Genomic DNA, 20,681 nt, shown 5'->3' on the forward strand with positions numbered 1-20,681 from the left:
CTCCCCGCTCAGTCGGCCTGCCTAGAGTGGCAACAGGCCGCCCGCGCCGCCCTTCGCGTGCTGCGGGACGGCCCCGTGCAACTCCAGGAGATCCCTCATGCATGCTTCCGTCAAGATCCTCGCCTTCGGCGCCATCGCCACCCTGGGTGCCCTCGCCTCGATGACCGCCAGCGCGCAGTCGGACGGGGTCGACTATCGTCCGATGCAGACGAACAACACGGCGCCGAATCCCGAGGTGAGTGCCGGCGCCAGGGCCGCGGCGCGACCGACCGGCACGGAGTCCATCGGCGAGTCGACCGCGGCGCCCATGGTCAATTCGCAGCTCACGCGGGCGGAAGTCCGCAAGGGCGCGATCGAGGCCGCGCATCCCTCGAACACCGAGTCGATCGGCCAGTCGACCGGCATGGCCGGCATCACTTCGGGCACGCCGCGCTGATCGGGGGGGCGGCGCCAGGCGCTATCCTGCGGTTTCCTTCGCGAAACCCGGGATCCGCCATGCGCCACTTCCGTTCCAGATACACCGCCTTCCTCAGTGCACTCCTGGGGCTGCTGGCGGCGACCGGCGCCGGCGCGCAGGGGACGGTCAACGCGCTCTGCAGCACCGACGCCGGCTGGTGCGAGGCCGCGGCGGCCGAGTTCAGCCGCGCCACCGGCATCCGGGTGCTGCAGGCGCACAAGGGCACCGGCGAGATCGGCGCCCAGTTGCGGGCCGAGGCCGCCAATCCGAAGACCGACATCTGGTGGGGCGGCACCGGGGATCCGTTCCTGCAGGCGGCCGAGGAGGGCCTGCTCGAACCCTACCGCCCGGCCTACATCAACGACCTGTACGACTGGTCGGTGCGGCAGTACGCGATGTCGGGCAACCGGGTCGGCGGCTTCTACACCAGCGCCATGGGCTTCGGCTTCAACACCGAGGTGCTGAAGAAGAAACACCTGCCCGAGCCGCGCTGCTGGGCCGACCTGGTCAAGCCCGAGTACAAGGGCGAGGTCGAGATGTCGCACCCGGCCACCAGCGGCACCGGCTACACCATCGTCGCCGGCCTGGTGCAGCTGATGGGCGAGGACGCCGCCTTCGACTATCTGAAGAAGCTGCACCGCAACACCAACACCTACACCCGCAGCGGCCAGGCCCAGGCGCCCAACGTGGCCAAGGGCGAGGTGGCGGTCGGCATCAGTTTCATCTTCGGCTTCGACAAGTGGCGCCATGACAAGTACCCGGTCAAGGCGGTGGCGCCGTGCGAGGGCACCGGCTACGAGATCGGCGGCATCGCGCTGGTGAAGGGGGCCCGCAACCGGGCCAACGCGCAGCGCTACTACGACTGGCTCATGAGCCCGGCCGGGCAGGCGATCGGCGCCCAGGCGGGGAGCCTCCAGTCGCCGGCCAACCGGACCTTCAAGCCCGACCCGCGGATCCCGTCGATGGACGGCGTCAAGCTGATCAAGTACGACTTCGAGAAGTACGGCCAGGCGGCCGAGCGCAAGCGGCTGATCGACCGCTGGACGCGCGAAGTGGAGTCGCAGCCGCGCTGAGCCCCCACGCTCCCCCACTGCGTGTGGGTCGCTGCCCCCCGAGGGGGCCGCAGGACGCCTTGGGGCGGCCCGGCGCCGGCCTGCTGAGCCCCCACGCTCCCCCACTGCGTGTGGGTCGCTGCCCCCCGAGGGGGCCGCAGGCCGCCTTGGGGCGGCCCGGCGCCGGCCTGAGGCCTTGTAAGCCTTTGAAACCGACTCGCCCTTGCGAATCGGTCAAGCTGCCCCAGCTCTTGTAAAGTTGCCGGTTCGCCGAAGGCGAGCCGTTTTCATTTTGATTGCCACTGCGCCATGACCCTTTCCAAGACCAAACTCCCGTTCCAGGCCGAAGTCGCCCAACTGCTGCACCTGGTGACGCATTCGCTCTACTCGAACAAGGAAATCTTCCTGCGCGAGCTGATCTCGAACGCCTCGGATGCCTGCGACAAGCTTCGCTTCGAAGCCATCGACCAGCCGGCGCTGTTCGAGGACCAGCCCCAGCTCGAGGTGCGCGTCGCCTTCGACGCCGAAGCCAAGACCCTGACCATCACCGACAGCGGCATCGGCATGAGCCAGCAGGAAGCCATCGACCACCTCGGCACCATCGCCAAGAGCGGCACCAGGGAGTTCATGAGCCGGCTCTCGGGCGACCAGAAGGCCGACGCGCAGCTGATCGGCCAGTTCGGCGTCGGCTTCTATTCGGGCTTCATCGTGGCCGACAGGATCACCGTCGAATCGCGCCGCGCCGGCCTGCCGGCCGAGGAGGGCGTGCGCTGGGTCAGCAGCGGCGCCGGCGACTTCGAGGTCGACACCATCACCCGCCCCGAGCGCGGCACCAGCGTCACCCTGCACCTGCGCGAAGACGCCGGGGAATACCTCAACGCCTGGAAGCTCAAGTCGATCATCGGCAAGTACTCCGACCACATCTCGCTGCCGATCCTGATGGAGAAGGAAGAGTGGAAGGAGGGCGAGGACAACAAGGGCGGCGCGATGGCCAAGACCGGCGAGTGGGAGCCGGTCAACAAGGCCAACGCGCTCTGGAGCCGGCCGAAGAAGGACATCAGCGACGAGCAGTACGTCGATTTCTACAAGAACATCAGCCACGACTTCGAGGCGCCGCTGGCCTGGAGCCACAACCGGGTCGAGGGCAACACCGAATACACGCAGCTGCTCTACATTCCGGCCAAGGCGCCGATGGACCTGTGGAACCGGGACAAGGGTGCCGGCGTCAAGCTCTACGTCAAGCGCGTCTTCATCATGGACGACGCCGAGGCGCTGCTGCCGAGCTACCTGCGCTTCGTCAAGGGCGTGATCGACTCGGCCGACCTGCCGCTCAACGTCAGCCGCGAGCTGCTGCAGGAAAGCCGCGACGTCAAGGCGATCCGCGAAGGCAGCACCAAGCGCGTGCTCGGCATGCTGGAGGACCTGGCGAAGAAGCAGAAGACCGCCGTCGACAGCGTCGAAGGCAAGATCGACGTCGGCTCCGGTGAGTCCGTGCCGGCACCCGAGCCGACCGAAGGCATCACCGACGTGGTCGACAAGAAGGCTGCCGACAGCATGCCCGCCGCCGAAGCCGCGGCCGAGTACGCCGACGAATCGGGCAAGTACGCCAGCTTCTATGCCGAGTTCGGCTCGGTGCTCAAGGAAGGCCTGGGCGAGGACTTCGGCAACCGCGAGCGCATCGCGAAGCTGCTGCGCTTCGCGTCGAGCACCAGCGACACGGTCAGCGTGAGCTTCGCCGACTACAAGTCGCGCATGAAGGACGGCCAGGACGCGATCTACTACATCACGGCCGACACGCTGGCCGGCGCCAGGAACAGCCCGCAGCTCGAGATCTTCAAGAAGAAGGGCATCGAGGTGCTGCTGATGACCGACCGCGTCGACGAGTGGGCGCTGAACTACCTGACGGAGTTCGACGGCACGCCGCTGCAGAGCGTGGCCAAGGGCGCGGTCGACCTGGGCAAGCTGCAGGACGAGGCCGAGAAGAAGGCGGCCGAAGAAGCGGCCGAGTCTTTCAAGCCCTTGCTCGAGCGGCTCAAGGAGGCCCTCAAGGACAAGGCCGAGGACGTGCGCGTGACCACCCGCCTGGTCGATTCGCCGGCCTGCCTGGTGGTGCAGGACGGCGGCATGAGCACCCAGCTCGCGCGCATGCTCAAGCAGGCCGGCCAGCCCGCCCCCGACCTGAAACCGGTGCTCGAGGTCAACGCCGAGCATCCGCTGGTCAGGAAGCTGGAGGGGTCGGCGCACTTCGACGATCTGGCCAACATCCTGTTCGATCAGGCGCTGCTGGCCGAAGGCGGCCTGCCGGCCGACCCCGCCGCCTACGTGCGCCGGGTCAACGCCCTGCTGGTCTGAGGCGCGCGCCGCGCGACGCTGCCATGCCGAGCTACTGGTTGATGAAGTCCGAGCCCGACGAGTGCTCGATCGACGATGCACTGGCCGCCCCGAAGGCAACCGTGCCCTGGACTGGCGTGCGCAGCTACCAGGCGCGCAACTTCATGCGCGATGCGATGGAGGTCGGCGACGGCGTGCTGTTCTATCACTCCAGCTGCCCCGAGCCCGGCATCGTCGGCATCGCGCGCGTGGCCTCGGGCACGCGGCCGGACCCGACGCAGTTCGACCCTGCCTCGCCCTACTTCGACGCGGCGTCCAGGCCCGAGCAGCCGCGCTGGCTGCTGCTGGACGTGCAGGCGCTGCGCAAGACACGGCTGCTGTCGCTGCCGGAACTGCGCGCCACGCCGGCGCTGGCCGACATGCTGGTGCTGCGCAAGGGCAACCGGCTGTCGATCACGCCGGTCGAGGCGCCGCACTGGCGGCTCATCACCGAGCAGCTGCTGGCCTGAAGCAGGCCGGCCGACTTCAAGGAAACGTCAGTGCGGCGGTTCGGCGTCGGGCTCGAAGCACGTGCCCGGCGTCAGCGGCGCATGCCGGTAGCTGGCCGGCGTCCGGCTCAGCTTCACCGGCGCGCCGATGCCGCGCCAGCCGCCTTCCATCTCGACCACCATCTGGCGGTGCTTCGTGTGCGGATGTTCGAGCGCGGCGTCGACCGCCAGCACCGGTGCGGCCGGCACGCCCGCGGCCATCAGTTGGTCGACCAGCTGGCGACCGTCGAAGGCCGCCAGCTGGGCCTCGAGCCGCTGCTTCAGGCCATCGCGGTTCACCGAGCGCGAACCGGCGTCGCGGTAGAGCGGGTCGTCGCTGAGCTCGGGCAGCCCGATCGTGCGGCAGAAGCTCGCGAACTGGCGGTCGTTGCCGACCGCCAGGAAGATCGGGTCGGTGCCGGTCTTGAGCGCATCGTACGGATAGATGTTCGGGTGCGCGTTGCCGGTGCGGCGCGGCGCCCGGCCATCGAGGAACCAGTTGGCCGCATGCGGATGCAGCAGCGACAGGCCGCTGTCGTACAGCGCCGCCTCGACGAACTGGCCGAGCCCGCTGCGGTTGCGCTCCTGCAGCGCGAGCAGCACGCCGATCACGGCGTTGAGCCCGGTCACCATGTCGACCACCGGCAGCCCGACGCGCAGCGGTCCGCCGTCGGACTCGCCGTTGATGCTCATGATGCCGGTCATGGCCTGTACCGCGGCGTCGTAGCCCGGCAGGGCGCCGAGCGGCCCGTCGGCGCCGAAGCCCGACACGCGGCACCAGATCAGCCGCGGGAAGCGCGTCGACAGCGCGTCGTAGCCGAGGCCCCAGCGCTCCATCGTGCCGGTCTTGAAGTTCTCGATCAGCACGTCGGCCTCGGCCACCAATGCCAGCAGCGCCTCGCGTCCTTCGTCGCTGCCGAGATCGAGCGCCATGGTGCGCTTGTTGCGGTTCAGGCCGTGGTAGTACGAAGCGACCCCGTCCTTGAAGGGCGGGCCCCAGGTGCGCGTGTCGTCGCCCTGCGGCGGCTCGACCTTGAGCACGTCGGCGCCGTGGTCGCCGAGGATCTGGCCGCAATAGGGGCCGCCGAGAATGCGCGAGATATCGAGCACGCGGATGCCGGCCAGTGCGCCGGTGTTGACGATGGAGGTCATGTGTCGCTCCTCGGGATCAGTCGAGCTGCGCGCCGGACTTCTTGACCACGTCCTTCCACTTGGCGGTCTCCGACGCGATGAAGCGTCCGAGCTGCTGCGGCGAGCCGTCCGCGGCCGGCTCCAGGCCTTGCGAGGCGAACAGCTGCTTCACCTTCGGCGTCGCCAAGGCGTCGGCGAAGGCCTTGTTGAGCTTCGCGATGGTGTCCGGCGGGGTGCCGGCCGGCGCCACGATGCCGAAGAAGACGCTGACGTCGTAGCCCGTCACGCCCTGTTCGGCCAGCGTCGGCAGATCGGGCAGGGCCTGCGAGCGCTGTGCGGTGGCGATGCCGAGCGCCCGCAGCTTGCCGGCCTTGACGTAGGGCAGCGCGGTGAGCACGTCGGTGAAGCTCATCGATACCTGGCCGCCCAGCAGGTCGTTGAGCGCCGGGCCGGTGCCCTTGTAGGGAACGTGCTGCAGGTCGGTGCCGGCGATGCCGTTGAACAGCACGCCCGCCAGGTGCGACGAGGCGCCGTTGCCCGACGAGGCGTAGCTCAGCTTGCCCGGGTTGGCCTTGGCATAGGCGATCAGCTCGCGCACGTCCTTCGCGGGCACCGCGGGGTTCACCACCAGGATGTTGGGCAGGTGCCCGACCTGGATCACCGGCGCGAAGCTCGTGGTCGGGTCGTAGCTGATCTTGCGATAGAGGCTCGAATTGATGGCCAGCGGCCCCGAGGTCCCGAACAGCAGCGTGTGGCCGTCGGCCGGCGCGCGGGCCACGAAGTCGGCGCCGATGTTGCCGCCGGCACCGGCCCGGTTCTCGACGATCACGGGCTGGCCCAGGTTGCCCTTGATCTCGGCCGCCAGGGTGCGCGCCATGGCGTCGGTGGGCCCGCCCGGCGGGAACGGGATGATCAGCGAGATCGGCTTGGTCGGGAAAGCCTGGGCATGGGCCGTCGTCAGCAGTGGCAGCACCGGCAGGGCCGTGACGCCGGCGGCGAGGATGAGGGTCTTGAGCAGTTTCACGTTGTCTCCTGGATCGTTGTTGTGGGGGTCAGGCGGTGGCGACGTGTTTTTCGATCGCCGTGCTGTGCCATGACGCCGGCACGGCATCCGGCGCCAGCGGATCGCGCGGCAGCACGCGGTGCAGCAGCACGCCCTGCGCCCACTGGACGCGCTGCGCGGACCCGCTGCGCGCGCCTTCCCAGGCCATCGCGATCGCGCTGCAGGTGTGATAGAGGGCCGAGGCCGCCTGGCGCGCGAGGACGTCGCCGCCCTCGTGCGCCGCGGTCGCGGCCAGTGCCGCCGCGCGCGCCAGCGCATCGCGCAGCGCCTGCGCGAAGGCCGGCGCCACCGCGGTGTCGTCCAGCAGCGCGCCGAAGTGCGCCTGCAGGGCCGGCAGCGATCCCTCGCGCCTGATGGCGCGGATGACGTCGAGGGCGACGATGTTGCTGGTGCCTTCCCAGATCGAGCCCAGGTGGGCGTCGCGCACCAGCCGCGGGTCGCTCCATTCCTCGATGTAGCCGCAGCCGCCGCGCACTTCCATCGCATCGCCGGTGACCTTGCGGGCGTCGCGGCAGGCGCGGAACTTGATGAGCGGCGTCAGGATGCGCAGCAGCGCGTAGGCGCCTTCTTCGCCGCCGTCGGAGCGCGCCAGCGCCAGTGCGGTCTGGAACACCATGCTGCGGGCCTGCTCGGCCGGCAGCCTGAGCTTCTGCAGCTGCCGCTGCATCAGCGGCATGTCGACCAGCCGGCGGCCGAAGGCGCGGCGCTCGCTGGCGATGTATTCGGCCTCCGCGACCGCGCGGCGCATCAGGCCGGCGGCGCGCACGCCGTTCGACAAGCGCGAGTTGTTGACCATGTCGGCCATCTGCTGGAAGCCTCGGCCTTCCTCGCCCACCAGGTAGGCCACCGCGCCTTCGAGCCGGATCTCGCCGCTGGCCATCGAGCGGGTGCCGAGCTTGTCCTTGAGGCGCAGGATGCGGTAGTGGTTGGCGCTGCCGTCCTCGAGCTGCTTCGGCAGCAGGAACAGCGAGACGCCCTTCATGCCGGCCGGCGCGTCGTCGGCGCGCGCCAGCACCATCGCGAAGTCGGCGTCGGGATTGGAGCAGAACCACTTGTCGCCTTCGAGCCGCCATTGGCCGGCCTCGTCCTTGCGGGCCAGGGTGAGGGTCGCGGCGATGTCGGAACCCGCCGCCTGCTCGGTCATGAACATCGCGCCCTGGGCCAGGGTGTCGAAATCCAGCGACTGGAAGCGTGGCAGGAAGCGCTTCACCAGTTCGGGGCTGCCGAACTTCTTCAGCGTGCGGGCCAGCGAGTCGGTCATCGAGACCGGGCAGCACAGGCCGAACTCGGCCTGCACGAAGAGGTAGGTCAGCACGTACTTGACCAGGGGCGGCATCTTGCCCTTCCAGCCCAGCGTCTCGTCGCGGTGCGACATCGCGGCCAGGCCGAACTCGCTGAGCGCGAGGCGTTCCATCTCGACGTAGGCCGGGTGCTTGATCACCTTCTGCTGGTCGATGCCGGTGCGGGTGCGCAGCGACAGCGTCGGTGGGTTCTTGTCTGCGGTCTGCGCCAGCTCGTCGAGCCGGCCGCCGGCCAGGGCGCCCAGCCGCTCGAAGTGCGGGCGCATGTGCTGCAGCACCGCGGGCGGCAGGTAGAGCGCGAGCATCTGCTGCAGCTCGGCGTCGGTGGTGAACAGGTTCTGCCCGTGGCGGTCGGGCACCGGGTGGACGGGGGAATCAACGCGGGTAGCGGGGGTGCTGGACATGTCTCGTCTCCTTTGTCGGTCGCATCTTTCCGCGCTCGACGATGCTTGTCCAATATCAGATATGTCTTGATTGATTTGATTTGCCTATTGTGAAAAACTGGCCCGCATGGAACTGCGTCACCTGCGTTATTTCGTCGTGCTGGCCGAGGAACTTCATTTCGGCCGGGCGGCGCGCCGGCTGGCGATTTCGCAGCCGCCGCTGAGCGTCGCCATCCGGCAGCTCGAGGAATCGGTCGGCGCAAGGCTGTTCGACCGCAACAGCAAGGAGGTGCGGATGACGCCGGCCGGCCAGGCACTGCAGGTCTCCGCCCGTCTGCTGCTGCGCCAGGCGGAGGAGGCCGCGCTGGAGGCGCACGACGTCTCGCGCGGGTCGGCCGGGCGGCTGCGGATCGGCTTCGTCGGCGCCATGCTCTATCGCGGCCTGCCCCAGGCGCTGGCCAAGTACCAGGCCCTGCATCCGGCGGTGCGCGTGACGCTGGCGGAACTCAACTCAGGCGAGCAGATCACCGAGCTGCTGCATGACCGGCTCGATGTCGGCTTCGTCCACACCAGCCGCATGCCGCCCGAGCTGTGCCATGCGCTGCTGCTGTCGGAGCCCTTCCTCGCCTGCCTGCCGGTCGGGCATCGGCTCGCGCGCAGGCGCACGGTGGCCGTGGCGAGCCTGCGCGACGAACCCTTCGTGCTGTTTTCGCGCAGCGCATCGCCCGACTATCACGAGCGCATCCTCGCGATCTGCGCCGGTGCCGGCTTCCGGCCCGAGGTGCGGCACGAGGTGCGGCACTGGCTGTCGGTCGTCTCGCTGGTCTCGCAGGGCATGGGCGTGGCGCTGGTGCCGAGCGCGCTGCACCGCACCGCGCTGCGCGGCGCGGTGTTCCGCCCGCTGGAAGAAGACGTGGCCGGCTCGGACGCCTACTGCGTGTGGCGGGACGGGCCCGAGAACGCGGTGGTGCAGGGCTTTCTTCGCGTGGCGCGCGCCGTCACGCTGCCGCCCGGCGATCAGGCGTAGAGCGGCTCCTCGGCCATCGCCTCGCACTGGTCCTGCAGCATCTGGATCTGGCCTTTCCAGTAGTCGCTCGAGCCGAACCACGGGAAGTTGATCGGGAAGATCGGATCTTCCCAGCGCCGCGCCAGCCAGGCGCTGTAGTGGATCAGGCGCAGCGTGCGCAGCGGCTCGACCAGTGCCAGCTCGCGGCGATCGAAATCGCGGAACTGCTCGTAGCCGTCGAGCAGGCCGCTCAGCTGCCCGGTCTGCTGGGCGCGGTCGCCCGAGAGCAGCATCCACAGATCCTGGACCGCGAAGCCGGTGCGGGCGTCGTCCAGGTCGACGAAGTGCGGGCCGCCGCTGGGGCGGTCGGTCGGCGTCCAGAGGATGTTGCCGGGATGGACGTCGCCATGCACCCGCAGTCTCTTGAGCGCCGGGTCGTTGTCGCCGTCGTGGCCGGTGCCGAGCGCGGTGGCGGCGATCATCTCGAAGGCGGCGTTGCAGGCGGTCTCCCATTCGCGCTGAACGTCGAGCGGCACCATCTGGTGGCCGAGCAGCCAGTCGCGGGAATCGATGCCGAAGGTCTGGAGATCGAGCGCCGGCCGCGCCACGAAAGGCGTGCGCGCACCGACCGCATGGATGCGGCCGAGGAAGCGGCCGATCCATTCGAGCACCTCGAAATCGTCGAGCTCGGGCGCGCGGCCGCCGCGGTAAGGGCTGACGCTGAAGGCGAAACCGCCGTGATGGTGCAGCGTCCGGCCGCCGACCGAGATCGGGGCCACGGCAGGCACCTCGGCCGCCGCGAGCTCGAGGGCGAAGGCGTGCTCCTCGAGGATCTCGGCCTCGCTCCAGCGGCCCGGCCGGTAGAACTTGACCACCACCGCGCTGAGATCCTCGAGGTGGACCTGGTAGACGCGGTTCTCGTAGGAGTTGAGCGCCGTGAGGCGGCCGTCGCCGTGCAGATCGAGCGCCGCGAGCGCATCGAGCACCACGTCGGGCGTGAGGCGGTCGTAGGGATGTGCGGCGGGGGCGGCACCGGGGGGAGGGGAGTTGAAAGGGGGCACATCGACATTGTCGGGCTTCGGCGCGATGGCGCTTGATCTTTGCCCGGCTTGCGCGCACAGCCATGCAAGTTTGTCATTCGAGTCGAACCCTTGGACGAATCTCACCGGCCCTGCTAGCATTTTTCCGGGAGTCGAAAGCCCGAGGGGGCTGCAGAACGGGGGAAGGAAAGCCCATGGTCAATTCGTTGATCGCCTACTGCGGTGCCGCCGCGGTCCCTGGCGATGCATGGACGCGCTGGAACCTCGATCCACCGCTGATCGCCGTGCTCGCCGCCCTGGCCTTCGGGGTTGCCCGCGGCCGAACCTCCGACGCTCGGTCGGGCTGGGGCGCGATCGCGCTGATGGTCGTGGTCTTCGTCTCGCCGCTTTGCGCCTTGTCGTCTGCGCTCTTCTCGGTCCGCGTGCTGCACCACGTGATCCTCGTCAGCGTCGTGGCGCCGCTGCTGGGGCTGGCATTCCCGCAGCGGCGCGCCGGTCCGGTCCCGCTGGCGATGCGGGTCGCGGCCTACGCGGTCGTCCTCTGGCTCTGGCACGCGCCGGGCCCCTATGCCTGGGGGCTGGCCAGCGTTCCGGCCTATTGGCTGATGCAGCTCTCCCTGCTTGGCAGCGCCTGGCTCCTGTGGCGGGCGATCCTGTCGCCGGCCACGCCAGCCGGCCTGGCGCTGGTCGCGCTCGCGGTGACGATCGGGCAGATGGGGCTGCTGGGCGCGCTGATCGTCTTCGCGGCGCAGCCGCTCTATCCGGTGCACTTCGCGAGCACCCTGGCCTGGGGCTTCACGCCGCTGGCCGACCAGCAGCTCGCCGGCCTGCTGATGTGGGTGCCGGCGATGCTGCCCTATCTCGCCGTCGGACTCTGGCGCGCCTGGGCCAGCCTGCGACCCGCCGAGGCGGCCCTGTGACGACCTTCCTCAAGTTCGTCCATCTGGCCGCCATCGCGGTCTGGTCGGGCGGCCTGCTCGCCTTGCCCTTCCTGTTCTGGCAGCGGCGCGGGCTCGAGGCCGGGGCGGAGCTCGACCGGCTGCATCGGATCGTCCGGCTGGTGTACGTGGAGCTGACTTCGCCGGCGGCCTTCATCGCGATCGGCAGCGGCACGGCGCTGATCTTCCTCCAGGCCACCTTCGAGGAGTGGTTCTCGATCAAGATGGTGCTGGTCGGCATCATGGCGATGCTGCACGTGATGGCCGGTCTGGTGGTGCACCAGTTGTTCTCGCCCAAGGGGACCTTCGGGCGCTTCTCGTTCGTCGCGCTGTCGGGCACCTACGCGGTCTTGATCGTCGCCATCCTGTGGGTGGTGCTGGCCAAGCCGCAGATCGACTCGAACCAGTTCGCCGCCCACCTGTTCGAGCCCGGCGCGCTCTCACGCCTGTGGCATCAGTCCTTCGGCGACACCAGGATGCCGATGCCATGATCGAACACCAGCTTGCCCCCGTGCCAACCGGCGAAGCCCACCATGATCGAGGCCAGGACCGAGAGCACCAGTCCGTGCGGCAGCACGGAGGCCGGATCGGTCAGGCGCAAGCCCCAGCTGGCACCGGCGATGGCCACCAGCGTCATCGCGGCGATGGCGTGCGACCAGCTGGCTTCGTGCAGGCGGATGCCGCGCACCAGCAGCAGCTCGCCGGTGCCGACCAGGCTGGCGGCGACGCCGCTCCAGAACGCCATGCCGGCCGCCCAGAGGCCTGCACGCAGCCAGAACACATCGCCCGACCACCAGTAGAAGACATCGACGCCGAGTGTCGCGACCACGAAAGCGACCGGGAAATGCACCAGCATCACGTGCAAGGGATGACCGACCAGCGCCACCGCCGAGCCGACATCGAGTCGCTGCAGTTCCAGCAGCACCTGGCTCTGGGGTGGCGTCGGGTCGCCCTTGTCGGCCATGGTTCTTCTCCTTGGCCGCGGCTGCAGCCGATGAGCGGCCATCGTAGCGTCTTGCGCGCATCGCTCCAAGCCGGATCGTTGGCGGCATTGACCGGTTGCAGCGGACCGCTGTCGACGCTCGATCCTTCGGGACCCGCCGCGGCCTCGATCGCAACGATGTGGTGGGTGATGCTGATCGGCTCGGCCCTTCTGTTCCTGCTCGTCGTCGGCATCTTCATCCTGGTGATCAGGCGACCGGGCTGGGGCTCGAGCGTCTCGCCGACGCGCTGGATCGTGCTCGGCGGCCTGGTGCTGCCGGCCTTCGTGCTGCTGCCGCTGCTGGCCTATGGCCTGGTCACCGGCGAGCGCCTGCTGCCGCTCGCCGGCAGCGCGCCGCCGCAGCGCGTCGAGGCGATCGCGTCGCAGTGGACCTGGACCTTCCGCTATCCCGAGCACGGCGGCGTCGAGACCCGCAACGTGCTGCTGCTGCCGGTCGGCAAGCCGGTCGACATGGTCGTGACGAGCAAGGACGTGATCCACGCCTTCTGGGTGCCGCGCTTCGCCGGCAAGATCGATGCGGTGCCGGGCAGGGTCAACCGGCTGCGCATCCAGGCCGATCAACCCGGCCGCTACGAAGGAACCTGCGACGAGTTCTGCGGCCTCGGCCACACGGGCATGCGCTTCGCGGTCATCGTCCATCGTCCGGAGGACTTTTCCGCTGCCCTGACGCAGGCGCTCGCAGCGCCGGAGGCGAAGAAATGAGTGGATCCGTCGACCCGCAGCCGGAAGGCGCCCGCGCCCTGCGGCTGCACCGGCAGCTGAACAAGATCTGGGCCACCGGGCCGGGATGGCAGCGGCTGGCCGCGGTCAATCATTCGGTGATCGGCCTGCGGATGTTCATCACCTCCTTCGCCTTCTTCCTGATCGCCGGCCTGCTGGGCATGCTGACCCGCGTGCAGCTCGCCACGCCGCATTCGCTGTTCCTCGATCCCGAGACCTACAACCAGGTCTTCTCGGTGCACGGGTCGATGATGCTGTTCCTGTTCGCGATCCCGATGGTGGAGAGCTTCGCGGTCTACCTGACGCCGAAGATCCTCGGCACGCGGGATTTCGCATTCCCCCGGCTGACCGCCTACGGCTACTGGTGCTACCTCTTCGGGGCCTCGATCGTGACCGTCTCGCTGGTCCTGGGCGTGGCGCCCAACGGCGGCTGGTTCATGTACACGCCGCTGAGCTCCAACGTCTACACCCCGGGCGTGAATGCCGACGTCTGGCTGCTCGGCATCACCTTCGTCGAGATCTCGGCGCTGTCGCTGGCCATCGAGATCACGGTCTCGGTGCTGAAGATGCGCGCGCCGGGCATGTCGCTCGACCGGATGCCGATCTTCGGCTGGTACATCCTCGTCACGGCGATGATGATGCTGGTCGCCTTTCCGCCGCTGATCCTGGCCTCGATCCTGCTGGAACTCGAACGCGCCTTCGGCCTGCCCTTCTTCGACCCGACGCGCGGCGGCGACGCGCTGCTGTGGCAGCATCTGTTCTGGCTGTTCGGCCATCCGGACGTCTACATCATCTTCCTGCCGATGGCGGGCGTGCTGTCGACCGTCATTCCGGTCTTCGCCAACCGGAAGCTGGTCGGCTACCGGGCCATCGTCGTGGCCATCATCGCGCTGGCCTTCCTGAGCTTCGGCATCTGGGTGCACCACATGTTCGCGGTGGGCATCCCGCATCTGGCGCTGGCCTTCTTCTCGGCCGGCTCGGCGATCGTCTCGGTGCCGACGGCGGTGCAGGTCTTCGCCTGGCTGGCGACGCTGTCGCACGGCAAGCCACGCTGGGACGTGCCGATGCTCTACGTCTTCGGCTTCTTCTTCGTCTTCGCGATGGGCGGACTCACCGGCGTGATGCTCGCGATGGTGCCCTTCGACTGGCAGGCGCACGACACCTATTTCGTGGTCGCCCACATGCACTACGTGGTGGCCGGCGCGCTGGCCTTCCCGATGGTCGCCGCGCTCTATTACTGGCTGCCTCTGCTGACCGGACGCGCCGCGGTGCAGCGCCTGTCGGTGCCGGCGTTCTGGCTGATCTTCGTCGGCTTCAACATGACCTTCTTCATGATGCACCTGACCGGCCTGCTCGGCATGCCGCGGCGGGTCTACACCTACCGCGGCGACGAAGGCTGGAACTGGCTCAACCTGCTGTCCTCGGTGGGCAGCTTCGTGATGACCATCGGCTTCGGATTGCTGATCATCGACCTGGTGGTGCAGCTGCGCCATGGGCGTCGCGTCCGGCGCGACCCCTGGCGCGCCCAGACCTTCGAATGGGCGATGCCGATCCCGCCGGCGCCGTATGCCTTCGCGTCGATACCGCATGTCGGTCCGCAGACCGAAGGCGTGCCGAAGGCCGAGCTCGCACTGTCGCTGGCGCGTGGCGAAGGCTACCTGGGCTCGACGCGCAACGGCTGGCAGGAGGCGCTGGGCGTGCACATCACGAGCGGCAAGGCCGAGCAGCTGATCGTGCTGCCGAACCCGACCTACCTGCCGCTGGTCACGGCGATCTTCACGGGCGGTGCCGTGCTGGGTTTTCTGTTCAAGGCCTATTGGGTGTCGCTGGCGCTGGCGCTGGTCACCTTCAGCCTGTTCGTCTTCGCGGGGCGGCGCGCCGGCCTGCCGCGCGACTATGGTCCGCTGCCGGTCGGCCTGGGCGTTGCCGTGGCACCGCACACCGAGGCCGCGAGCTCGCCGTCCTGGCTGTCGCTGATCTGCGCCCTGGTGGCCAATGGCACGCTGTTCACGTCGCTGGTGTTCGGTACCTTCTATCTCTGGCTGGCCGGTGGCGACTGGCAGAAGATGCCGCCGCCCGAGCCGAGCCGGCTGCTGGCCTTCGGCGCCATCGCCTGCCTGGTCGTCGCGGGGGTGGCCGCGCGCGGCTCGCTCAAGGTCGTGGTCGCCAGCGGCAAGGCATCGGGCTGGATGGCGGTCACCGCGATCGCGCTGATGGTGGCGGCGGGGATGATCGTGGACTTGATCATGAGCGTCACGCCGCACCCGCGCGTGCATGCGCTCGGCGCCACCGCAGCGGTGCTGCTGGGCTATGTGGGCTTCCATGCCGCTGCCGGGCTGCTGTTCCTGATCAGCAACTTCCAGCGCGTCCGCAGCGGCTACATCTCGCGCTCGCGCTGCACCGACCTGCGCCTGACGCGGCTGTGGATCGACTACACGCTGGTGACGGGCGTCATCGCGCTGGGCCTGGTGCTCGCGCTGCCGTCGCTGGTGACGGTTCTGGGAGCTCGGCCATGAATGCAGCTGTGACGACTGTTCCACCCCGGCGTGCCTGGTGGCTCACCGCCGCGTTCATCGCCTGGTGCATTGCGCTGTCGGCGCTGTATGCGATCCACGCCATCGGCTGCGCGTTCGGCTGGTCGGCGGCCTCGCTGCGCTGGACCCTGGTCCTGGTCTTCATCGCGCACTTGGTCGTGATCGGCTGGATGTGGCTCAAGTTCGCCAGGTCCGCGCCCGACCCTGGGTCCGGCGACACCGGAAGCTTCCTGCACGACGCGATCGTCTGGACGACCCTCGCTGCCTTTGCGAGCGGCGTGCTCGCGCTCGGTCCGTCGCTGCTGCTCACGTCATGCATCTGATTCCAAGCGAACCCAACCGGGGTGAGCCATGAGCCGCCGGGCCGCTCCCAAGGCGAATACCGCAGCGCCGCTGCGCGGAGGTACGCCGATGAGCTCCCACGATGCCGTCCGAAAGGCCGTCTGGGCCGCGATCTACCTGCTCTTCATCCTGGCCCCGCTGCTGGCACTGCTGACCGGCGCGCTGCCGCCCAGCCGCGGCTTCTGGACCGAATTCTCGGTGGCGCTCGGCTACACCGGCCTGGCGATGATGGGCCTGCAGTTCGGCCTCACGGCGCGCTTCAGGTACGTGACCGATCCGTGGGGCGAGGACGTCATCTACCATTTCCATCGCCGCGTCTCGCTGATCGCGGTCGCGCTGGTGGTGGTGCACCCGACGATCCTGCTGGCCACCGGTTCGGACAAGATGGCGATGCCCGACTCCCTGGCCGATGTGCCGCTGGGCGCCGTCTTCGCGGTGCTGTCGCTCGGCGCGTTGGTCCTCCTGGTGGTGATGGCGCTCTGGCGCACCCGGTTGAAGATCAGCTACGAGTTCTGGCACCTTACGCACATCGGGCTCGCGCTGGTCGCCGTCGGCGGCGGCCTGCTTCACATGGTGGGCTGGGGCTTCTATCTGGTCGATCCGGTGAAGCGCGCGCTGTGGATCGGCATGACGATCTTCTGGATTGCGCTGCTGCTTTACGTGCGCATCGTCAAGCCGCTGTTCATGCTGCGACGGCCCTACCGCGTGGCCGAAGTGCGCGCCGAGCGCGGCGACACGACGACGCTGGTGATGCGGCCCGAGGGCCACGCAGGCTTCCGCTTCCGGCCCGGCCAGTTCGGCTGGCTGACGCTCTGGGGCAACCCGTTCAGGATCACCGGCCATCCGTTCTCGTTCTCGTCGAGCGCCGAGGCGGCCGACGGGCGCGTCGAGATGACGATCCGCAACCTCGGCGATTTCACCCGCGGCATCGCGAAGGTGCCGGTGGGCCGGCGCGTCTATCTCGACGGGCCCTACGGCGCCTTCACGATCGGCAACCCGGCCGACATGCACGTGCTGATCGCGGGCGGCATCGGCATCACGCCGATGATGAGCATGATCCGCACGCTGGCCGATCGCGGCGACAAGCGGCCGCTGATCCTGCTCTATGGCGGCAAGGATCTCGAATCCCTGACCTTTCGCGAGGAACTGGATGCGCTTGCGAAGCGGGTCGACCTCACGGTGGTCTACGTGCTGTCGCAGCCGCCGGAAGGCTGGGCCGGCGAGAGCGGCTACATCGACGCCGCGTTGTTCAAGCGGCATCTGCCGCCGGGCTACGCCGAGCACGAGTACTTCATCTGCGGCCCGAACGTGATGATGGACGCGATCGAGGCGGCACTGGGCGAGATGAAGGTGCCGCTTGCCAAGTACCACTCGGAGCGCTACAGCTTCGTCTAGGAGGTTTCGATGCGCCGCTTGTTTGCCGATCGACTGGTTCTGGCCACCGGGATCATCGTGGTCCTGGTGGCGATGGTGTTTGCGCTCTGGCGCGTGAGCGCCTGAATGGGGAACTCCTCCAAGATGGCGGCCCCGGCGCACGGCGCACGACGGATGACCGACGGCGCGCCATGAGTGAATTTGCCGAAGAACTGCATGAGGTCTTCGAGCGCTTCGGCCGGATCTCGCTGCGGCGGATGTTCGGTGGCCATGGCGTGTTCCATGACGGCCGCATGTTCGGCCTGGTCACCGGCGACCGTCTCTACCTCAAGGCGGACGACCAGACGGTGGCCTTCTTCGACGCCCGGCAACTGGCGCCTTTCGAATACATGCGCCAGGGCAAGATTGCGCGCCTCTCCTATTACGAAGCCCCGCCCGAGCTGTTCGAGGATCGCGATGAAGCGGCGCTTTGGGCCCGTCGGGCCTGGGAGGCCGTGCTCCGGGCGGGTCCGCCGAAGCGCAAGCCGCGACCCCGGCTCAAGGGGTAGGCCTCAGCAGCACCTTGATCGAGTCCATCGAGTCGGCCAGCTTGATTGCCGTGTCCCACTCCGACAGCGCGAAGCTGTGGGTCACGATGCCCGCCGAGCTGACCAGGCCCCGCGCGAGCAGGTCGATCGCGACCGGATAGCAGTCGCCGCTCAGGTGGGCGCCGCGCAGGTCCAGTTCCTTCTCTTCGCCGATGATCGACCAGTCGACCGTGGTGTCGCGCCCGAACACGCTGAACTCGACGAAGCGGCCGCGCTTGCGGATCATGTTCAGGCCCTGGATGACACCGGCCGGCGCCCCGGTGGTTTCGATGTAGACATCGCAGCCGTAGTTGTCGGTCAGTGCGCGCACGACGGCCTCGGCACCTTCCTGGCCTGGATGGATCACGACATCGGCACCGAAGCCCCGCGCCAGCTCGAGGCGTTCGTCGACCATGTCGATCACGATCAGCTTTTTCGGCGTCTTGAGGCGGGCCACCTGCACCATCAGCAGCCCCAGGGTGCCGGCGCCCGCGATCACGACCACGTCGTCGAGCTGGATGTCGGCCCGGTTGACCGCGTGGATCGCGCACGACAAGGGCTCGGTCACCGAGGCATCCTCGAAGGAGATGTGATCGGGAATCTTGTGGATCACCGCGCGCTTCGACAATCGCATGTAGTCCGCCATGCCGCCGTCCGCCACCTGCCGTTGAAAGCCGTGAACGTCGTGCACTTCGCACATCCAGCGAAAGCCCGTCTTGCAGTAGCGGCAGCGCGTGCAGGGCACGATCTGCTCGGCGATGACGCGGTCGCCGATTGCCACGCCATGGTGCGCGTCGGCGCCCGGACCGAGCTCGACCACGTGGCCCCAGAACTCATGGCCGGGAATGACGGGCGGCTTGACGTAGGACGGCTTGTTCTTCTGCGCATCGCCCCAGAAGCGGGCCGCACCTGCGTGGCATTTGCAGTCGCTGGCGCAGATGCCGCAGGCGGCGATCCGGATCACTGCTTCGTCGATGCCGGCGGCGGGTCGCTTGACGCGCTCGAGCCGGTAGTCCTGGGGTGCGTGGCACACCACCGCCAGCATGTCCTGGTCGTGAAATTTCATTGCTGTCTCCTCTCTGGATTGCCTGTCACTGGGCGGTGTAGCCGCCGTCGATCAGGATGTTTTCTCCGGTCACCATGGCCGAGGCATCGCTCGCCAGGAACAAGATCAGGCCGGCGATCTCGTCGGGCCTGGCGAAGCGCCCGACCGGGATCCGCGCCCGCATGGCGATGCCCGGGTCGCCGTCCCAGGCCTGCCGGCCCAGCGCGGTGTCGACCACCGCGGGCGAGATCGCGTTGACCGTGATGCCGTAGGGCGCCCACTCGAGCGCCAGCACCCGGGTCAGCCCGACCAGCGCGGCCTTGCTGGCGCAGTAGGCCGCGTGGCGGTCCAGCGCCACCACGCTGGCCTGCGAGGCCAGATTGATGATGCGTCCGTATCGCCTCTGCTTCATGCCGCAGCCGACGGCTTGCGCGAGCAGCAACGGGGCCTTGAGGTTCACGGCCATCGTCCTGTCCCATGCCGCTGCGGACAGATGCTCGGCCTTGTCGAGCAGCGCGATGCCGGCGTTGTTGACCAGGATGTCGACGGCGCCGAAGCGGTCGTGCGCCTGGGCGATGGCTTCGGCGATCGCGTCAGGATCCTCCAGGTCGACCTGGCAGGCCAGATGGCGATCGAGCCCGCCTTCGAGATCGGCCGCCACGCCGAGCACCTCGGGCCGAAGGTCCAGCAGAGCGAGCCGGGCGCCGCAGCGCGACAGCAGCTCTGCGGCCGCCAGGCCGATGCCGCTGGCGGCGCCCGTGACCACCGCCGCCTGCCCGGAAAGATCGAAGCCGTGGGTCCACTGCGAATGCATGGCCGTCCCCTGGCGCGTCACTGCGGCTTGAGCTTCTTGAGGAACGCCTCCGCGTTGGCTGGCGTGATCTCGGTCCACGGGACCGTGTACGACTTCGCCGTGCCGTCGCCCCAGGGCATCTGCTCGGCGTATTCGGTCCAGATCGGGGAGCGCGGCTGGTATGAAGGCCCTTTCATCGCGCGCAGCGCCACGTCCATCGCACCTTGCGCCTGCGCTTGCGCGTCCTGGAAGTTGGTCGTCATCTCGCCGCGCTGCACCGCGCCGATGGCCGCGGCGATGCCGTCGACCCCGACCACGGGAATCTTCGCGATGTCCATGCCCTTGGACTTGATCGCCTGCACCGCGCCCAGCGCTTCGTCGTCGTTCTGCGCGATGACGCCGTCGATCTTGCCGGGGAAGGCGGTCAGCCAGTTCTCCATCAGCGACATCGATTCGGCGCGCGACCAGTTGCCGGTCTTGCGGGCCAGCACCTTGACCTCGGGATGCTTCGCCAGCACTTCGTCGTTGCCCCTGGCACGCTCGATCTGCGCCGACTGGCCGATCGGGCCCTCGATGACGACGATGTTGCCCTTGCCGCCGATCTTCTTCATGAGTGCCTCCGCTTCCATGCGGCCGGCGACGACGTCGTCGTTGCCGACATAGGAGGTCAGCACATCGCCGGACACGCGGGTGTTGGAGCCGACGACCGGGATGCCGGCCTTGATCGCCTTTTGCACCGGCGCGGCGCCGGCCTTCAGGTCGATCGGCACGAAGATGATCGCGTCGTACTTCTGCGTGATCATGGTGTCGAACTGGTTGCTTTGCGTGAGGGCGTCGTAGTTGCCGTCGAAGATCGTGACCTTGACGGAGCCATCCATCACGGAAGGGTGGGCCTTCAGTTGCGCGCTCCACATCTGCATGAACTCGCCCTTGAGGCCGTAGATGGCGGCACCGACGCGCAGGGGCTTGTCCTGCGCGTGGGCCATTGCCGCGCTCGCGAGCGTCACGGCCAGTGCCACGGCCGATGCCAGAGTCTTCAGTCGCTTCATGGTTGTCTCCCTTGGTGAAAAAACGC

The 20,681-nt window shown here is 68.5% G+C and carries 20 protein-coding genes; 12 read left to right on the plus strand and 8 right to left on the minus strand.

Features of this window, described 5'->3' with window-relative positions:
* Positions 1-97: 97 nt before the first annotated feature.
* The 4 genes from AC1DYD_RS01230 to AC1DYD_RS01245 all read left to right on the plus strand — a co-directional run bounded on the left by AC1DYD_RS01230 (position 98) and on the right by AC1DYD_RS01245 (position 4,349).
* Positions 98-436 (plus strand): hypothetical protein, encoded by a 339-nt coding sequence (locus tag AC1DYD_RS01230; RefSeq protein ID WP_478170915.1) that lies wholly within the window; start codon positions 98-100, stop codon positions 434-436.
* A gap of 59 nt (positions 437-495) precedes the next feature.
* Positions 496-1,530 (plus strand): ABC transporter substrate-binding protein, encoded by a 1,035-nt coding sequence (locus AC1DYD_RS01235; protein WP_478170916.1) that lies wholly within the window; start codon positions 496-498, stop codon positions 1,528-1,530.
* Positions 1,531-1,818: 288 nt separating this feature from the next.
* Entirely contained in the window at positions 1,819-3,861 is a 2,043-nt protein-coding gene (gene htpG, locus AC1DYD_RS01240; RefSeq protein ID WP_478170917.1) for a molecular chaperone HtpG, read from the plus strand.
* 23 nt (positions 3,862-3,884) lie between these two features.
* Positions 3,885-4,349 carry an EVE domain-containing protein gene (locus AC1DYD_RS01245; RefSeq protein WP_478170918.1) on the plus strand — a complete coding sequence of 155 codons (465 nt, stop codon included), beginning with the start codon at positions 3,885-3,887 and terminating at the stop codon, positions 4,347-4,349.
* A 27-nt stretch (positions 4,350-4,376) separates the two neighbouring features.
* Here the strand turns inward: AC1DYD_RS01245 and AC1DYD_RS01250 are convergent, their stop codons facing one another.
* The 3 genes from AC1DYD_RS01250 to AC1DYD_RS01260 form a co-directional block, all read right to left on the minus strand.
* Entirely contained in the window at positions 4,377-5,519 is a 1,143-nt protein-coding gene (locus AC1DYD_RS01250) for a CaiB/BaiF CoA transferase family protein (protein ID WP_478170919.1), read from the minus strand.
* A gap of 16 nt (positions 5,520-5,535) precedes the next feature.
* Positions 5,536-6,477 carry a Bug family tripartite tricarboxylate transporter substrate binding protein gene (locus AC1DYD_RS01255; protein ID WP_478171096.1) on the minus strand — a complete coding sequence of 314 codons (942 nt, stop codon included), beginning with the start codon at positions 6,475-6,477 and terminating at the stop codon, positions 5,536-5,538.
* 73 nt (positions 6,478-6,550) lie between these two features.
* Positions 6,551-8,266 (minus strand): acyl-CoA dehydrogenase family protein, encoded by a 1,716-nt coding sequence (locus AC1DYD_RS01260; protein ID WP_478170920.1) that lies wholly within the window; start codon positions 8,264-8,266, stop codon positions 6,551-6,553.
* A gap of 106 nt (positions 8,267-8,372) precedes the next feature.
* Here AC1DYD_RS01260 and AC1DYD_RS01265 point away from each other — a divergent pair, with 106 nt between their 5' ends.
* Complete coding sequence (locus AC1DYD_RS01265; RefSeq protein WP_478170921.1) at positions 8,373-9,272, plus strand: LysR family transcriptional regulator; 900 nt, start codon at positions 8,373-8,375, stop codon at positions 9,270-9,272.
* On the opposite strand, the gene AC1DYD_RS01270 is transcribed toward AC1DYD_RS01265, so the two are convergent.
* Positions 9,263-10,312, minus strand: coding sequence for a serine/threonine protein kinase (locus AC1DYD_RS01270; RefSeq protein WP_478170922.1), 1,050 nt, complete (start codon positions 10,310-10,312; stop codon positions 9,263-9,265). The genes AC1DYD_RS01265 and AC1DYD_RS01270 overlap by 10 nt on opposite strands.
* A 173-nt stretch (positions 10,313-10,485) precedes the next feature.
* Here AC1DYD_RS01270 and AC1DYD_RS01275 point away from each other — a divergent pair, with 173 nt between their 5' ends.
* On the plus strand, positions 10,486-11,211 hold the full coding sequence (locus AC1DYD_RS01275) for a cytochrome c oxidase assembly protein (protein WP_478170923.1): 726 nt from the start codon (positions 10,486-10,488) through the stop codon (positions 11,209-11,211).
* Positions 11,208-11,720 carry a CopD family protein gene (locus AC1DYD_RS01280; RefSeq protein ID WP_478170924.1) on the plus strand — a complete coding sequence of 171 codons (513 nt, stop codon included), beginning with the start codon at positions 11,208-11,210 and terminating at the stop codon, positions 11,718-11,720. Before AC1DYD_RS01275 ends, AC1DYD_RS01280 begins: the two co-directional genes overlap by 4 nt.
* Here the strand turns inward: AC1DYD_RS01280 and AC1DYD_RS01285 are convergent.
* On the minus strand, positions 11,684-12,193 hold the full coding sequence (locus AC1DYD_RS01285; protein ID WP_478170925.1) for a DUF2231 domain-containing protein: 510 nt from the start codon (positions 12,191-12,193) through the stop codon (positions 11,684-11,686). The genes AC1DYD_RS01280 and AC1DYD_RS01285 overlap by 37 nt on opposite strands.
* Positions 12,194-12,223: 30 nt before the next feature.
* On the opposite strand from AC1DYD_RS01285, the gene coxB reads away from it, so the two are divergent.
* The 5 genes from coxB to AC1DYD_RS01310 all read left to right on the plus strand — a co-directional run bounded on the left by coxB (position 12,224) and on the right by AC1DYD_RS01310 (position 17,750).
* Positions 12,224-12,934 (plus strand): cytochrome c oxidase subunit II, encoded by a 711-nt coding sequence (gene coxB / locus AC1DYD_RS01290; RefSeq protein WP_478170926.1) that lies wholly within the window; start codon positions 12,224-12,226, stop codon positions 12,932-12,934.
* Positions 12,931-15,468, plus strand: a complete 2,538-nt coding sequence (gene ctaD, locus AC1DYD_RS01295) for a cytochrome c oxidase subunit I (RefSeq protein WP_478170927.1) — start codon at positions 12,931-12,933, stop codon at positions 15,466-15,468. Before coxB ends, ctaD begins: the two co-directional genes overlap by 4 nt.
* On the plus strand, positions 15,465-15,809 hold the full coding sequence (locus AC1DYD_RS01300; protein WP_478170928.1) for a hypothetical protein: 345 nt from the start codon (positions 15,465-15,467) through the stop codon (positions 15,807-15,809). The genes ctaD and AC1DYD_RS01300 overlap by 4 nt, the downstream gene beginning before the upstream one ends.
* Positions 15,810-15,897: 88 nt before the next feature.
* Positions 15,898-17,223, plus strand: a complete 1,326-nt coding sequence (locus tag AC1DYD_RS01305; protein ID WP_478170929.1) for a ferredoxin reductase family protein — start codon at positions 15,898-15,900, stop codon at positions 17,221-17,223.
* A 170-nt stretch (positions 17,224-17,393) separates the two neighbouring features.
* Positions 17,394-17,750 carry a TfoX/Sxy family protein gene (locus AC1DYD_RS01310; RefSeq protein ID WP_478170930.1) on the plus strand — a complete coding sequence of 119 codons (357 nt, stop codon included), beginning with the start codon at positions 17,394-17,396 and terminating at the stop codon, positions 17,748-17,750.
* Here the strand turns inward: AC1DYD_RS01310 and AC1DYD_RS01315 are convergent.
* The 3 genes from AC1DYD_RS01315 to AC1DYD_RS01325 are packed head-to-tail and all read right to left on the minus strand — an operon-like array spanning position 17,740 to position 20,655.
* A complete protein-coding gene (locus AC1DYD_RS01315) occupies positions 17,740-18,834 on the minus strand; it encodes an alcohol dehydrogenase catalytic domain-containing protein (RefSeq protein WP_478170931.1) in 1,095 nt (364 codons plus the stop codon). The two genes, AC1DYD_RS01310 and AC1DYD_RS01315, sit on opposite strands and share 11 nt — an antisense overlap.
* A 25-nt stretch (positions 18,835-18,859) precedes the next feature.
* Entirely contained in the window at positions 18,860-19,627 is a 768-nt protein-coding gene (locus tag AC1DYD_RS01320; protein ID WP_478170932.1) for a GolD/DthD family dehydrogenase, read from the minus strand.
* Between the two features lie 17 nt (positions 19,628-19,644).
* Entirely contained in the window at positions 19,645-20,655 is a 1,011-nt protein-coding gene (locus tag AC1DYD_RS01325) for a substrate-binding domain-containing protein (protein ID WP_478170933.1), read from the minus strand.
* Between the last annotated feature and the right edge of the window lie 26 nt (positions 20,656-20,681).

Source organism: Variovorax sp. P4_B11, assembly GCF_056402355.1.

What these genes read in the sequence shown, in the direction of transcription:
- AC1DYD_RS01320 (WP_478170932.1), bottom strand. Translation starts at nt 19,627, where the DNA reads ATGCATTCGCAGTGGACCCACGGCTTCGATCTTTCCGGGCAGGCGGCG.
- AC1DYD_RS01265 (WP_478170921.1), top strand. Translation starts at nt 8,373, where the DNA reads ATGGAACTGCGTCACCTGCGTTATTTCGTCGTGCTGGCCGAGGAACTT.
- AC1DYD_RS01260 (WP_478170920.1), bottom strand. Translation starts at nt 8,266, where the DNA reads ATGTCCAGCACCCCCGCTACCCGCGTTGATTCCCCCGTCCACCCGGTG.
- AC1DYD_RS01245 (WP_478170918.1), top strand. Translation starts at nt 3,885, where the DNA reads ATGCCGAGCTACTGGTTGATGAAGTCCGAGCCCGACGAGTGCTCGATC.
- ctaD (WP_478170927.1), top strand. Translation starts at nt 12,931, where the DNA reads ATGAGTGGATCCGTCGACCCGCAGCCGGAAGGCGCCCGCGCCCTGCGG.
- AC1DYD_RS01285 (WP_478170925.1), bottom strand. Translation starts at nt 12,193, where the DNA reads ATGGCCGACAAGGGCGACCCGACGCCACCCCAGAGCCAGGTGCTGCTG.
- coxB (WP_478170926.1), top strand. Translation starts at nt 12,224, where the DNA reads ATGAGCGGCCATCGTAGCGTCTTGCGCGCATCGCTCCAAGCCGGATCG.
- AC1DYD_RS01325 (WP_478170933.1), bottom strand. Translation starts at nt 20,655, where the DNA reads ATGAAGCGACTGAAGACTCTGGCATCGGCCGTGGCACTGGCCGTGACG.
- AC1DYD_RS01235 (WP_478170916.1), top strand. Translation starts at nt 496, where the DNA reads ATGCGCCACTTCCGTTCCAGATACACCGCCTTCCTCAGTGCACTCCTG.
- AC1DYD_RS01305 (WP_478170929.1), top strand. Translation starts at nt 15,898, where the DNA reads ATGAGCTCCCACGATGCCGTCCGAAAGGCCGTCTGGGCCGCGATCTAC.
- AC1DYD_RS01300 (WP_478170928.1), top strand. Translation starts at nt 15,465, where the DNA reads ATGAATGCAGCTGTGACGACTGTTCCACCCCGGCGTGCCTGGTGGCTC.
- htpG (WP_478170917.1), top strand. Translation starts at nt 1,819, where the DNA reads ATGACCCTTTCCAAGACCAAACTCCCGTTCCAGGCCGAAGTCGCCCAA.
- AC1DYD_RS01250 (WP_478170919.1), bottom strand. Translation starts at nt 5,519, where the DNA reads ATGACCTCCATCGTCAACACCGGCGCACTGGCCGGCATCCGCGTGCTC.
- AC1DYD_RS01275 (WP_478170923.1), top strand. Translation starts at nt 10,486, where the DNA reads ATGGTCAATTCGTTGATCGCCTACTGCGGTGCCGCCGCGGTCCCTGGC.
- AC1DYD_RS01315 (WP_478170931.1), bottom strand. Translation starts at nt 18,834, where the DNA reads ATGAAATTTCACGACCAGGACATGCTGGCGGTGGTGTGCCACGCACCC.
- AC1DYD_RS01230 (WP_478170915.1), top strand. Translation starts at nt 98, where the DNA reads ATGCATGCTTCCGTCAAGATCCTCGCCTTCGGCGCCATCGCCACCCTG.
- AC1DYD_RS01310 (WP_478170930.1), top strand. Translation starts at nt 17,394, where the DNA reads ATGAGTGAATTTGCCGAAGAACTGCATGAGGTCTTCGAGCGCTTCGGC.